The following is a 14,733-nucleotide window of genomic DNA, read 5'->3' as shown; positions in this document are numbered from 1 at the left end:
CCTCATGGACCTAAAAAAAAGGAACACCCGCTGCTTGCGAATGTCCCTTTATTGGTTCTGCTGCGCGATATTAATATCGGCGCTTTATCGTAACTAGCCGAATCTCATGCGGCTCAAGAACAGCTTTTAACTCCATTATCCCTTCAGCCCGCTCCATTCGGGTCCGGTAACCCGGCTCAGCCATCCGTACCAAGTGATTGTGACCAGCCCCGTTCAAGATGTCCGGTGCCCCCATCTCGACCCAAGCATCAAACGACGAGCCTTGTTTACGGTTTACCCATTGTTCTTCTATCGTAAAGTCGCCATTCAGACTATGCAAACGCACCTTTACCTCTTCTAGCTCGCTGTTTAGAAATACGCCATAACGCGAAATCGACGTAAGCTGGGAATAATCAAACCGGTCATACAGATCGTTATAGTGGCAATAATGATACAGCAGAATCTGATAGTCATCGCCTCTTCGCGTGACTATAATCCCTTCCTTTTGCAGCAAGATTTCATCGCCAAGCTTGGCAAGGAAGGCAAAAGCATGGAACCCCGCTTTCTTGATTCCATTGTAAGTCATGAGGCCAAATCCGCCGTGAAAGACCGGCTGAGGCAGACGAAACTCCTCGTGTAGATCCGTCGCCGTCCAAAAGCCCAATCCTTCGACATGCGGACCAATCTGCAAAGCCGTCCTTATAATAAAAGCGGCCATGTAGCAGGTATCGTGAACAAGGTCACGGCAGTCGGTATTCGCATTCCATTCCGTAATCCACCGTTCTTCCGTCGTCATGGGTAGCGTACCTGACCGAGCGACTTCCTCTTCAACCGCCCGCTGAATCGTATTTGCATCACCGAGGCGAATGCCCGTAAGCTGATTAAGCAGCTCAGAATGAAGATCACTGGCATAATCCGCATCGGCAAGCAGCTCCGTCGCAACGGCTGCCTGTTCGCTAGCGACTTCGAAATCGGATAGATGATAGACATGGAACGAATAAAAATCCAGTTGCAAATCATGCTTGCGGGCGTAATCGGCAAAGTCTTGAAGCCAATCACCATCTCCGACCATGCCCAGGTTCCCGAAGCCGCCGATTTTCAATCTGGCATCAATTGTTTTCAAGCGCTCACAGCTTGCACGGAAAAAATCAAAAAACTGTTCGCGGCTTCCCTTCCAGAAGACCCCTTCAATATCGGGCTCGTTCCAAAACTCAAAGTACCAGCTCACTACTTCCGCAATCCCGTAACGGTTCAATAAATGCCGAACAAATGCTTCAATCAGGTCGAGCCAGCGGACCAGATCCTTCGGCGGGGTTACGTTGGCCTTCCAATAAAAAATTTCGCCTGCCGATGAAGCAAGCTGCGACGGCATAAAGCCAAGCTCAAGGAAGGGCCTCACGCCTTCGGCAAGCAAGGTGTCGAGTAACGCGTCGATATGGTTGAAGTTATAATACACGCTTCCGTCCGACTGTTCGTTATAGACTAGAAGTTCATCCGCGAGTATTCCATGAAACCTTACATATTCAAATCCAATATCCCGCTTAAGCACCTGAAGCTGACCGCGAAAATCCGAACGCAACCCATGCGGTGCATTCGGCTCCGGTCACCGTTAGCTTCACATATCTCGCTTTGATGTTGCCCGCATCGGAATACGTCGCCATTGGGGTTGTATTGGAGGTCCGGTTGGCAAACGTCGTCCAGTTCGTATTATCGCTGGAATACTCTATTTTGTATTGGTAATATAACCCCGCAAACTCGAAGGTTGTCTTCATACTGCTGATATTATGCTTCTGCCCCAAATCAACGACAAGCCATTGCGGCTTGCTGCTGCTGGAAGCGGCCCATCTGGTTTCCGGATTTCCGTCCACCGCGCTTGCCGCGTCATGAATAGCATTATCCGTGCTTGATACCGTTACGGGTTTGAATTGGGCTACGTTCCAATCCGTTCTCTGCGTTGGAGTTAGGAAATAGCTGCCTGTCATGTCCTTCATCCGCTGGGCTTCTGATAACAGTACATAAGGAACCCATGCCAAGTTGCTGTCATGCCCTCTTCCCCTGCCTTTGCCCCCGCTGTCGCCGCTTGGCCCAAGGAAGAAATATTCATTGGTGAAGCCAAGACCCGACGAGTGGAGCGAATCGTCCATAACGCCTACTTTGTCTCCCAGATTGGTGTACAGCATAGTGTTCCGTTCCAAGAACTTGGCAAAATCCAAATAATGCGAATCCGAAGTTGCCTGGTACAATCGGTAATATTCCGGGACGGCGACAGCGTTAAAGATGTCTACTCCCAACCCGTCGGAAGCGATAAAGCTCATTCCGTAAGGAGGCAGATTATCGTTGCCAAACACGGCGTTCTTGTCTTCTGTACCCGTCGCGTCTTCGGCGGTCATCTTCACGTTCTGAATGACCTCGTTGGTCTCTACGAAGTCTGCGGCAATCTTGGCGCGATCGAGCCAAGTCGAGCTTCCCGTCAAATCGTATAGGCCGAGATAACCGTATAGGGCAAGGTAACCGGATTCTCTGTCCACGATATCCGAAGCAGAGAAGTAGAATAGTCCTCCGTAAAACTTATAGTCGCCATGGCCGATGTTCCATATAGCATTGCCGATGTTCATTGCTGCCGTTTTATAGCTGGCGTTACCCGTATATTTTGCGATATCGACCATAAATCCAAGGCTTTGAATATCCGTTGAATTTAGGCGCGCATTTGCTTTGCCAATCAGGTAGGAGTACCAATCGGCATGCGTTACGCCATGGGCCAGCTCTAGCTGGTAGGCTTTCAGTACGGCTTGGAACCCTTCCGTCTTCGCCCGCTCCATATCCGTATCCGTCTGGTTTGCGTCGATTCGATCATTCGCTACCTGATCGTTAAGTACCGCTATAGCATGATTAATATAATTCTGCTTTCCTTTCTCGTAACCTGCGGCAAGCATTAACCAGGCCAAATCCGCATTTCGCCACAAAAAGCCGCTGTCGGGCATGAAATGATCCGCGTTCGTTAAATATTGAGGAGCACCGCCTACGACACCATAAGATTTATCGATATGCTCATAAAGCGTATCCTTATGTTCGTTCGGGTCAACCCGCATATCCACGATCGCCAACTCGTCGTAGGCAGCTCGCCAGGTTTGACGTACGGCATTCTGAAAGTCGGTATACGGTTTATAGTTCAGTTGCATCTTCGTCAGTCTAGTAAGTCCGTTCGTCATCGGCAGAAAACGCCAGATTCGTCCTCCCGTGCTTGTATCGGGGATCATTCTTCTCTTCGTATAGGCAGGATACGTATGGAACATCTCGACATATTGAACGGATCCTTCCGATGCAAGACGCATTCCGAGCCCGGGCAGATTCATTCTGCTGTCGACCAAATATTTAAGCGCCTCCACGTTCTCATCCGCAACAATTGTTTCCCTTGCGCCTGGCGTTTGGTCCGCAAGCGTTAAACCAAGCTGTGAGTTCATGCGGTAACTCGTTATAAACGGTGCCGACAAAGCTTCCACTCCGGTTGCGCTTTCCTGCCCGTCCCAGGCAATCCGGGAGGAATAGGTTCCAAAGGTTTGATCGTCATTGCCGTACCAGGCACTAGGCGAGAACCATTTGAAATCGGTCGCGGACGATGCCGCGGCTGTCCGAATCGGAAATTCCGTCATAAAGCCTTTATCGCTTGATGCGGCAGACAACACCTTGATTTCCCTAGCTACGTTCAGATTGCCTTGAACCATGCTGTAGCTGTCCGTTATTTGGATAGAACTGCCGTTAGCCGTGCTGATCGTAACCGATCCCTGATAACCATCCGTTACCGCTTGCACCGAACTATAAGGCTTATAGATCGTGTTCTGCAGCTGATCGCTTTGGGTAATAACCTTAACGCCTACCGAACCGTGTTTGGAGACCCACTGCTCGGTCCCGTTGTTCAATACCTTTAACAAATAACCGGATTGGCTGGCATCATAAGCTAGCAGATAAGAACGGGTTCCATCCGTTCCAACCGTATAATCCGCGGCATGGATGACTGGCGGTACGGCAAATGCCTGCATGATGAAGATCAGGCTAATTAACAGAACAAGCTTCTTATTGAGCTTGTTTAATCGCTCCATGAATATAGCCCCTTCCCATTCGTGGAATAAGAAAGGAGCGACCATACCCGGTACGCTCCTTATCTTCTAGCCGCAACTGCAACCTCTATTTGCCCGACAATACGTTGTCGAAAGCTTTTTTCATCTCTTGTACGGCCGCATCATAATTGCTCTTCTGCTTGAAGTCATTAACGACTTCATCCCACTGTTTGTCAAAAGCCGCATCGCTCTTGGCAGACAGGATTTGAGCCACCTTCTGGCGAGCCGTACTCCAGTAATAGCCGTTGGTCTCGCTGGACGCGCCGGTCATCGCAGGCAAGACGGAACCGTCGTAGCTGATCTTCGGATTGGACAGGTAGATGTGCAGCCTGTCATAAGCATCCAGCTTGATCGGATAGCTGTAATACGGCGTTTTGTTATTGTAGCCTGGCGCCGGTGCCGTAATGGAAGATTCGGATGTACCCAGAATGCCGTAGTACTCTTGGTTTTTCCCGTCTTCCGTCTTCTTGGTGTCGCGAATGGCTTCCCATAACTTCTCATCCTTGAACACTTTCTTGCCGTCTTTCATTTCCCACAGTCCGGCTTCTTCCGGTCCCCAAGCTGTAATGTCCTTGCCTTCTTCCGAGTAGAACCAGTCGAAGTATTTGAGCAGTCTTGGAATGTCCTTCACGTTCTTGTTGATCATAAAGATCGGCCAACCTGCCGGTGATGCGGCATCGACGTACGACTTCTCGGCGTATTTCGGCGCTGGCCAATTAATAGGATGCATCTCGGCTTCCGGATTTTTTGCCTTCAGGGCATTTCTTGCCGCCGTCATATCCGGTGCCCACATGGTCACCGCCACCCGTCCGGATGCAATCTTCTCTTGCGCTTGTTCCGGCTTGTTAATCAGCCAGTTTTTGTCCAGAATACCGTCCTTCATCCATTTGGCCAGCGTTTGATAATATTCCTTCATGCCCGGATTGTCCAGATAACCCGTTACTTTATCGGCAGCCTTGTCGTAATACCAGCCGCCAGTCGGCGAGAACAAGACGCTGAAGTGGTAAGCTCCCCAGTCCGGCATCTCGAGCGGAATTAACTCTTTGCCGTCCACCTTCAGATGCAGATCTTTAATTTGATAGAGAAGTTTCTCAAAGTCTTCGAACGTATTGATCGCCGGTTCAAGCGTTGCATCATCCAGCGCGATCTGTCTCGGATTCGCGTCCAGTTCTCCTTGCAACTGGCTAAGCGGTTTGAACGTATAGCCAAGCTGCTTCAGAATATCTTCGCGGACAACCGGTACCCAGTTGTTGAGCGGCTGATAGAAAATATCGGAATTCACTTGGGAGGCCAGATCGGGCTTAGTCATATCCGGCTCTGCCGTATTTGGCAGACCAACAAGCTTGCCGTCGAGACTCAAGTTATTCCATCCCAGATCCGACGTATATTGGTTCATGTTGACGAGCAGATCCTTATATTCCGATAGATCGGCGAATTGTCCGGTCTCGTAGAATTGGGCCTTGAACGGATGAGGAACGATAACGACATCGGGAAGATTGCCCGCGGCAACCATCATATTCAGCACATCCGTTGCCGTCCGGTCGCCGCCGGTCGTGTATTCTTTCAGCTTAATATTGAACTTCTTCTCTACCCATGGAGTCACGACATCATTCGGGTTGTCGATGCCAACGGGCTTTGCGCTGCGATATAAATCAAGGAAGGAATACTCAAGCGGTTTTTCCGGCTCTTTGGAGGCTTCGGGCGTTGCGTTGCTTGCGCTGTCCGTGTTTGCGTCTGCACTTGCGCTGGCATTCGCATTTGAGCTCTCATTAGCATTATTGTTGTTGCCGCATGCGGCCATCAGACTGGTTAATAAGAGCGAGACGGTAATCATGGAGCTGATTCTTTTTGTTTTGACCATGGTTATGACCTCCCATTATGGTTAAACTTCGTTTGCAATTCAAATCCGGCAGCTTGCCCCAACATCACCTCCAGGCAAAATAAACGGCAATCAGCTTTTAACTGCTCCCAGCATCGCGCCTTTAATATAGAACCGTTGAAGAAACGGATAAACAATCAGGATGGGTACAATCGAAACAACAATCGTGGCCATCTTAATCGATTCCGGCGTCACGTTGGACTTCTTGTTGGCTAGCTTCATAATCTTCTCCATCGTGTCCGCTTGCTGCTCCACAACGATCCGGTACAGAAGCGTCTGAAGCGGCATCAGATTCTCCTTCGTCACGAACAGAATGGCATCGAAGTATGCATTCCATTGTCCAACCCCGGAGAATAGCAGGACGGTTGCGATAATAGGCATGCTTGACGGAATAACAATTCGGGTGAAAATCGTGAAGTCTCCCGCGCCGTCGATCTTCGCGGCTTCTTCAATCGTTTGCGGCAGATGCTCGAAATACGTTTTGAAGAGCAGCATATTATAGGTGCCAAACAGGGCCGGCAAAATGTACACCAAGAAGTTGTTATTGAGATGCAGATTGATAATTAACACATAGAAAGGAAGCAGACCGCCGCTGAAGTACATCGGAATAAGAAAATAAACAAGCAGCTTTTTTCTGGCAATGAGATGAGCTTTCGACAGCGAATAAGCAGCCAAACTCGTTACTAACACGTGGGATATAGCTCCTATAACCGTTCTGGAAGCGGATACAAAAAACGAATGGAAAATATTTTTATTCGCGAATACGGCCGTGTAATTCTCCAAAGTAGCTTTTACCGGATATAGCGTAATTTGCGTTGCGGATGCCGCTGTTGCATCGCTAAAGGAATACAAGAGCACATACAAGAAGGGATACACCGTTACGACGCACAGCAAGATGAGGAACAAGTAAATGAAACCGTTAAACGACCTTTCAGCCAAGCTTTGTCTCATTAGAATCTATCCTTTCTACTAAATGACGGAGTAATCGGCAAACCGCTTGGCAATTTTGAGTGAAATCAACACGATTAGGAACGAGATCAAGGAATTCACGAGTTCAATCGCCGTCGAATATGAATATTTGCCTAACATAATACCTGTACGGAACGTATAGTAGCCAAGTACCTCCGCCTTCGGCTGAACAAGCGGATTAATCATGTTATAGATGGCATCAAAGTTCACGCTTAGTAGTCCGCCAAGAGATAGAAGGAAGACCAGCACCATCGTTGGAGCAATCCCGGGAATGGTGACATGCCAGATGCGAGCTAGCTTGCCGGCTCCATCGACGCTTGCCGCTTCGTATTCCTCCGGATTTATAGCCGAGATAGCCGCCAAGTAAAGAATCGTCCCCCAACCAATTTCTTTCAGAATCGAGGAACTGACCAGGATGGTCCAGAAATAATTCTGACTGCTCATAAAGGAAATCGGCTCTATGCCCAGCTTCATCAGAATGACGTTGATGATCCCGTTATCCACGTCGAGCATCTCGTAGACAAGACCGGAGAATATGACCCAGGAAATAAAGTGCGGGAGATAAGTAACGGATTGGGTTACTTTCTTGAATCTCGCGTTTCTGACGTTATCGATCATCAGGGCCAGAAAAATGGGAGCAGGGTAACCAAACAGCAGAAGTAGTCCGCCAATGCCAAGCGTGTTCTTCAAAGCCGAATAAAACTCAGGATCCTTCAGAAAGGTCCGGAAATGCTCCAGCCCAGCGAAATCGCTTCCAAATAACCCTTTGGCTGGCTGGTAATTTAGAAAGGAGATGGACAATCCGACTAAAGGCAAATAGTTGAACACAAATACGGCGATCATTGCGGGGATAAGAAACAACAACAGTATTTTTTGAGACTTGATCTTATTAAGCAAATTTTTCCTCTTTCCATAATCGGATTTAACGGTTGGGCTCTGCGGCGAATTCCGCTCTGTAGGGATTATTGACGCCATGATCTACCTCCATCTCTTCTGCTTGTTTATAGCTTTATTGTGAAGGAATGGAGGTAGATTTCACAGACGGCAAAACACATATTAACGTCTCAAATCACAGGTTTGACCTTTGCTTCCATTTGTTCCAGCGTCAGAGCCGGTACGCGTAGCTCAACCTTCGTCCCTTCGCCCGGGACACTCTCAATCGTCACGCCGTACATCTCGCCCAGGTACAAACGGATCCGCTTCACGACATTCGCCAATCCGTACCCGCCCTTGCGAGGATCGGGCTCAAGGCTTCTCATCCGCTCCAGCTTGTCCGGGTCCACTCCGATCCCGTTATCGCGAATCGTAAAGATCAGAATTTCATTCTGAATTTCACCTGATATGACGAGAAGGCCCGGCCTGCCGGATGGCCTAATGCCATGAATGAGCGCATTTTCCACAATAGGCTGCAACAACAAATTTAACGAATAATAGCTTAGAATCCGTTCGTCAATCTCAATCTTGGTCTCGAAATCCATCTGATAGGTGAATCGGATAATGTCTTGATACTGACGGATAATATCAATCTCGTTGCCAATGCTGGACACAATAATTCCGTTGTTTAAGTAATATTTGAAGAAGCGGATCAAACGGTCGATTACCGTGTTCACATCCTCGATTCCCGCTTTTTTCGTTCTCCACTGGATCGTGGACAACGTATTGTACAGCATGTGAGGGTTGATCTGAGATTGCAGCAACTCCAGCTGCAGCCCCGCTTTTTGCATCGTATGTTTGCTTTCGCTTTCCGCAAGCTCGTTAATTCTGCGAACCATATCGTTAAAATTCCGGTCCAGCTGCCCGATCTCGTCGTTTCCGCCCATTTCGTACAGCTTGGTATGCCGATCCGCCTTCACCAAGTCCATCTTCCTCATAATTTTATCGATGCGGCGGGTAATCAGGTGCGAGATGAAGACGGTAAAAATAAGAAATACAACAAATCCCGCGATAAAGACCAGGATAATGACCAGCTTGATGCTGTCCAGCCGATTGGAGACCGTCGAATATTTGTATACCTCAATCAGATTCCAACCGGTAATATCCGATTGCACGGAGGATACCAAGTATTTACGATCATTAATTGTCTTGAGGTGGGCAGTTTGTTTGTCGTTGAACGGCAGCTTCGTTAGGCCCGTAATATCCTCCGACTTCAGCGACATGTTTTTGCCCGCAATCGAGATAATATTACTCCCCTTCTCATCCATGAGGTACAGGGACATGTCCTCATTGTCGAAGCCTTGCGAGAGCAGGTAATTCAATCTTATAATCGGGATTTTAATCAAAAGCACGCCAAGCTCCTTCATGCTTTCAAAGGATCTCATGATCCTGTTGATCGAAATATAATCATATTCCGTCGTCGCCTGGCCGTTTAACGCGGAGAACAATCCACGCCAATAAGGTTTGGTCGGATTGCGAAGCATCTCCTTCACCCAAGCTTCGTCCTTAATCGGTTCAAAGTCTTTAATGATCAGGCCATCCGGAGGCAACAGCGGATTCATCGTATAGATGGACGTCTCGACCATGTCCGTTCCGATCCCCCGTGTAGACGAATGGAGCGTAAGATCCGGATATACCAGTTCCTGCATAATTGGCGTTATTGTTCCGTAGAACGTATTCTGGTACGTATCGTAAATCTCCGAGACGTCGGAGGATGAGTAATCCTTGCCTAGCGCCTTCTGAATGCTGGTGTTGGAGAAGATCATCTCGCATTTTCGCAAATACATCTCCAGATTAAAATCAAGAATGCTCCCGGTTTTTTTCAAATTTTGATAGAGCAGCGCCTTTTCCCTGTTTTCGAGATTGTATCTAGCAATGTCATACGTCGCTACGCCTATAACGAGAATGATGCCGGTCACAAGAATGGTATAAGCGATGATCAGCTTCATCTTTAGCGAAACGTTCAGCATATACTTCTTAATCCAATGGAGCATCAGATTCCCCTCACCTTATCGTCTCTCTATATTCTTTGGGACTTAAGCCGGTGTATTTCTTGAATAGGTTGCGGAAATAAGCTTCATGCTTATAGCCGACCGCTTCCACCAATTCAGACATCCGGATATTGGGACTGGCGAGGAGCAATCTCTTTGCCTCTTCCAGCCGGACTTTGGTGATGTACTCCAGAATCGTCTCGCTGGTCTCCTGCTTGAACAAATTGTTCAAGTAATTCGGGTTGTAGAACATATGGTCGGCAATCGTCTTGATCGAGATATCCTGCTTGAAATGCTTCTCGATATAACGCTTCGTCTCGTCGATGATTCTGCGGGACTGACCCGCGTTTCGGATATGCAGTTGGTCCAGCATGACCGTAAAGATGTATCGGATCCACTGTTTAAGATCGGCTACCGTTTCGTATTTGGCAAGCGTTTCCCATACATTAAGCTCCTCGCCAAATACGGTAGCCGCGTTAATCTTCCATTCGCTAATCAGAATCTGACAGCAAATCACAAGGCTGTAGCAATAGTTTTTAGTTGTGCTTTCATTTAGGTTCTTGCCCAGTTTTCCGAAAAACTGATCTATAAACCGGTCCGCATCGGCTTGTTCGCTATTCATAAAGAGAGAGGATAATTCCGTCAGTAATTCATTAATCCCAATCTCCGGATGAAACGGTTCGACATCGATTTGATCGTAATACAGGACTTGTCCTTTCCCTGCGCCAAACTTGTATTGAAGCGCATGAACGGCTTTTTCGAAGTTGTGATTGGTGAAGTGCAGCTTGTCGAAGGAAGGACTAATCCCCACCGTTATCCCGATCTCCAGCGTTTTGAGCTTGTCTATGAGTGCTTCGGCAATCTGATAAACCGTCTCCTGAAGCTCCGTTTCTTCTCCGGCACAGGATAAGAGTACCGCCCAAATAGACGGTTCCCACATCATTCCGACATGACCTGGATACCGCTGCAATACTTCCTCTATGTACTTGGTGACATAAATAGTGAACAACTCTTTCTCTTCCAGACCTTTGCCGTGTACATGCGACTCGAAATCATCGATCTGCATGGCAATCACCGCATACCGGCCTTTTAGAAGGGTTAGCTCAAAATAATCGAGACGGGATTCAATCTCCCCATCGCTCTTGTAAGCGCCTACAAAAAAATCCCGAATAAACTTTTGGAGTAGCACCGGCTTGCTTTGCTCCAGGAGTCTTCTCAACTCCTGCTCTTGTTCTTCGCTGGCTAGGCGCAACTTCTTTTCCTCAATAATTCTTCGCAGCGTTTGAACCACTTCGTCCTTGATAATAGGCTTTAGGATATAAGCTTCGACTTCGAGGTCAATCGCTTTTTTGGCATACTCGAATTTCTGATAGAAGCTGGAATAGATTACTTTTACATTGGGATATAATTGTTTGATCCTCTCGGATAGTTCAATCCCGTCCATAATCGGCATCTCGATATCGGTAAGCACAAAGTCCGGCAGTTCCTCTTGCATAGCGATTAACGCTTCTCTGCCGTTGGCATATTCGCCAATTAACCTTAACTCTAGTCCCTCTTCCTCAATAATATCTTTCATAACTTCTCTCTCTACGAAAAAATCGTCCACCAGAATGAGCGTAAACATCCCATCACCTCGGCAAGTTTGCTGTTTGATGAACCCATTATATCTCCGAATATACGCGTTTCAAATAAAAAAAAGATACAGCGGATTGTTCATCCCTGTATCCTTGGAAATTACTGTAATAACCTCTACCCCTACAATTGGGGCGAACCCGGCGGCAGGCCGCTCAGCTTCTCCAGCCTTTGGCAAATCTCGTGCTGCCATTCGATGTCCCCCGCGATGGACGCGGCAAGCGATAAATTGTGCAAATGGGCTAGTTGTCTAATATGCATAGCATTAAACGTCAGACAATGCTCCAAGTCCGCTTGCTCTTCCGCGGTTAGCGGCCTGCGCCCACGAATGGTCCACAACTCTGCAAGCCGTTCCAGGATCGGTAATATGGTCATGCTGCGGTGCGCCTCCTTCAAGGTCTCCTATTACTAGCCAGTATGACCAAATAAGCAAGCTCCCAAGCACAACCAGGCGGATCCTTATAGCAAATTATTAAAAGCATGCCGGACCACATTGCCTCTGCTAATAATGCCCACCAACACGTTTCTGCGTACCACCGGCAGTTTCTTGATCCGCTTTTTCCCTAGAATACCGGCAACATTCTCAATCTCTTCTTCCCAGTCTACCGTGATGATTTTTTTCTGGGCGATCTCCATTACATTAAGGTCGAGCAGCCGCTTCGTTCTCTCCTCGAAGGGCTCTAGCTCCCCCGTTTGCACAAAGAACATATTCGAGAGCATTTCGAACACGCCGTAATCCGGCTTGCCGATAAAACGCATAATATCGCCGTCGCTAACATAACCGACAACAACGTTTGCGTCATTAACTACCGGCACGCCGCTGATGCCATGTTCGATGAACCTCTCAATCACTCCGCGTACGTTATCGCTTTCCTTGACCTTGTATACTTGGGTGACCATCATATCGCGTGCTTTCATCGGATTCCCCTTTGCTTCGAGATTGTTATCGAAACCATACTTACTAAATATAAATGAATCTTTCCATCAGAAACAGTGAGTATATTCCGGGTTATACGCGCGAAGAACCCGGTCTTATGACCGGGTTCTTCTTCACCATTGATCAGATTCATGCGTCCTCTATCATGGTCGAACAGCTTAACGTCACCCGTTTCCCGGGTTAATAAACTATGCTGTGATTTCTTGTGCTGCTGGAATCTTCCGCAAAATAGCCATTCCATATGGCCCGCTCAGGTTCGGTACCAATTCGATGGTGAATAATAAACTCGCTTGTGAACCGGTTGAAAAACATTTTCGTAATCTCTCATAAGTTGATATTTCTGCGTAGTAAGTCAAACTCATAAAAAAGTTCAATCGCAATACGTTATACGCATGAAGTAATTTCCTCGTCTCGCCTGCATCAATTATTATGACTCCATCATCCTCAAGCAAATCATAATACAATCGGAGGGCTTTCAATAATTTCTTCTCCTGTCCCATTGTAAACCAAAGGATCCCTTTCGGATCGTATATAGCATCTTGCCGTTCATCTAAATACTTAGGGAGATCATAGGCATCACGCTGTTCATAAGTAAATGTTACTTGTGCATCTTGATAGAAACCTGCATGAGACATTGTAGCAATGTCACTCGTTCTCATACGAATTTTTCTATGTAATAGATTGGATAGAGTTTTCGCTAAAGATAATTCTTCATGTCCATTATTCGCTGCTGGAGCTAAGATTCGTAGCTTATGATTATATCCCTTAATATCTTTTAAGATTGTTCCGAGTTGCTCAATTACATTTCCTTCCCATGCTATATTACGCTTATACGCTCGGGTCTCGTCACCCCACTTACTAAGTGGGCCGTATTTTTCGTACTGCATGGTATGAAATTGTCCCGTTACCTTCATAGGTACGACAAATGCAATAAGATAACAGACCACGACGATGATTCCAAATGACATCGAATAACTTACTGCAAACACAACTGTATTAGCTATGGGATCAGATATTTGAACCCCCGAGATCAAAGCGATCGCTGCTAATAAAAAGGCAGATAACGAAAGAATTAACAGGGGTACACAAACGTAAACAAAAATCATTGAGACGCGAGTTAAGCCAAGAAATATGGATCTTATGGTTTGAAACTTATTTATTGTTAACCTAAAAAATATTGCCATCAGCAATGATACGCTAATAGAGTATCCTAGCGTTTTAGACAGCATGATTATGAGTGATATAGAATCATTCAAATTAGCTTTCTCCTCTCTAGTTTTAATATGTCTTGCAACGTCTTATCGAACCATCGATCCGGTAAATACCGTATTACTGCCACATCCCCCTTCATAGTGAAAAGCTTATATTTCTATTTATCGGATTTTTATGGAACAAATTGTAATTTAAATAAGTGGTAATTAGCTACCTTTGAAAATCGCAGCAAAAAAAGACATTCATCTCCCATACAGGGAGCGAATGTCTTTTCTGTCAGAACGCCTATCAACCATACTTCCGCTGCCGCAACGACTCATACAGCAGCACTGTCGTCGCCATCGCTACGTTAAGCGATTCCGACTCGCCTTGCATCGGGATAATGACCGACTCATCCGCCATCTGGCGTACGGCTTCGGACAATCCTTCCGATTCATTGCCCATCAGAAGCCATGTGCTTGCGGTCCAGTCATAGGAATAACACGTATGTGTCGCTTGCAAGCTTGTCCCAACTAGCTTAATGCCTTTCTTCTGCGCCTCCGGCAGCAGCTCCGCAAGGTCCGCTTCAATAATCGGAAGATGGAACAGCGACCCCATCGTCGAACGCACCGTCTTCGGGTTATATAGATCAACGCTGCCTTTGCCAAGCACAACCGCATCCACACCTACGGCATCCGCGCTGCGGATAATGGTACCCACGTTGCCTGGGTCTCGAACTCCGTCAAGGACAACTACCAAGCTGTTGTCGCGGAATAAGGCCTTGTCATCCCGCTTCAGCTTCTCAAGCACGGCAAACACCGGCGGCGGCGTATCCGTTCCCGTGCATTTGGCCATTACCTGCGTTGTGGCTTGCACCCACTCGGTTCCACCCTCGCGCGCTAGCTGTTCAAGCTCATGCGGAATTCCTCGTTCCCCATTATAAACAACGCACCGCACAGCCGCGGAAGACTTGAATGCTTCCAGTACGAGATGAACGCCTTCAATAATGAAAAGTCCGGTACGATCCCGGTATTTTTTATCCAGCAGGGATGCCCATTGCTTCACCCGCTCATTTTGAATAGAAGTTAATAATAAATGATTCATGCT

11 protein-coding genes are annotated in these 14,733 nt (G+C 47.3%); all 11 read right to left on the bottom strand.

Annotated elements, in window-relative coordinates; translation table 11 throughout:
• Window positions 1-70: 70 nt before the first annotated feature.
• On the bottom strand, window positions 71-1,558 hold the full coding sequence (locus QQK89_RS09305; RefSeq protein ID WP_284238262.1) for a GH39 family glycosyl hydrolase: 1,488 nt from the start codon (window positions 1,556-1,558) through the stop codon (window positions 71-73).
• The gene (locus QQK89_RS09300) at window positions 1,521-4,076 is read right to left on the bottom strand and encodes a discoidin domain-containing protein (protein WP_284238260.1); all 2,556 of its coding nucleotides are present in this window, start codon (window positions 4,074-4,076) and stop codon (window positions 1,521-1,523) included. Before QQK89_RS09300 ends, QQK89_RS09305 begins: the two co-directional genes overlap by 38 nt.
• 85 nt (window positions 4,077-4,161) lie before the next feature.
• The gene (locus QQK89_RS09295; protein ID WP_284238258.1) at window positions 4,162-5,955 is read right to left on the bottom strand and encodes a hypothetical protein; all 1,794 of its coding nucleotides are present in this window, start codon (window positions 5,953-5,955) and stop codon (window positions 4,162-4,164) included.
• Between the two features lie 90 nt (window positions 5,956-6,045).
• Window positions 6,046-6,924 (bottom strand): carbohydrate ABC transporter permease, encoded by an 879-nt coding sequence (locus QQK89_RS09290; RefSeq protein WP_284238257.1) that lies wholly within the window; start codon window positions 6,922-6,924, stop codon window positions 6,046-6,048.
• Between the two features lie 18 nt (window positions 6,925-6,942).
• Window positions 6,943-7,917, bottom strand: a complete 975-nt coding sequence (locus QQK89_RS09285; protein WP_284238256.1) for an ABC transporter permease — start codon at window positions 7,915-7,917, stop codon at window positions 6,943-6,945.
• Window positions 7,918-8,006: 89 nt separating this feature from the next.
• Complete coding sequence (locus QQK89_RS09280) at window positions 8,007-9,869, bottom strand: sensor histidine kinase (protein ID WP_284238255.1); 1,863 nt, start codon at window positions 9,867-9,869, stop codon at window positions 8,007-8,009.
• A gap of 10 nt (window positions 9,870-9,879) precedes the next feature.
• Entirely contained in the window at window positions 9,880-11,490 is a 1,611-nt protein-coding gene (locus QQK89_RS09275; RefSeq protein ID WP_284238254.1) for a response regulator transcription factor, read from the bottom strand.
• A 131-nt stretch (window positions 11,491-11,621) separates the two neighbouring features.
• The gene (locus QQK89_RS09270; RefSeq protein WP_284238253.1) at window positions 11,622-11,873 is read right to left on the bottom strand and encodes a DUF7667 family protein; all 252 of its coding nucleotides are present in this window, start codon (window positions 11,871-11,873) and stop codon (window positions 11,622-11,624) included.
• Between the two features lie 84 nt (window positions 11,874-11,957).
• Window positions 11,958-12,416, bottom strand: coding sequence for a CBS domain-containing protein (locus tag QQK89_RS09265; protein ID WP_284238252.1), 459 nt, complete (start codon window positions 12,414-12,416; stop codon window positions 11,958-11,960).
• A gap of 207 nt (window positions 12,417-12,623) precedes the next feature.
• Window positions 12,624-13,691 carry a hypothetical protein gene (locus QQK89_RS09260; RefSeq protein WP_284238250.1) on the bottom strand — a complete coding sequence of 356 codons (1,068 nt, stop codon included), beginning with the start codon at window positions 13,689-13,691 and terminating at the stop codon, window positions 12,624-12,626.
• A gap of 244 nt (window positions 13,692-13,935) precedes the next feature.
• Window positions 13,936-14,730 (bottom strand): TrmH family RNA methyltransferase, encoded by a 795-nt coding sequence (locus QQK89_RS09255; protein WP_284238249.1) that lies wholly within the window; start codon window positions 14,728-14,730, stop codon window positions 13,936-13,938.
• Window positions 14,731-14,733: the final 3 nt, after the last annotated feature.

Origin of the sequence: Paenibacillus glycanilyticus, from assembly GCF_030161375.1 — a bacterium.
Taxonomy (GTDB): domain Bacteria; phylum Bacillota; class Bacilli; order Paenibacillales; family Paenibacillaceae; genus Pristimantibacillus; species Pristimantibacillus glycanilyticus_B.
Note: the sequence above shows the minus strand (reverse complement) of the source record. Positions and strands in the feature narration are given on the sequence as shown.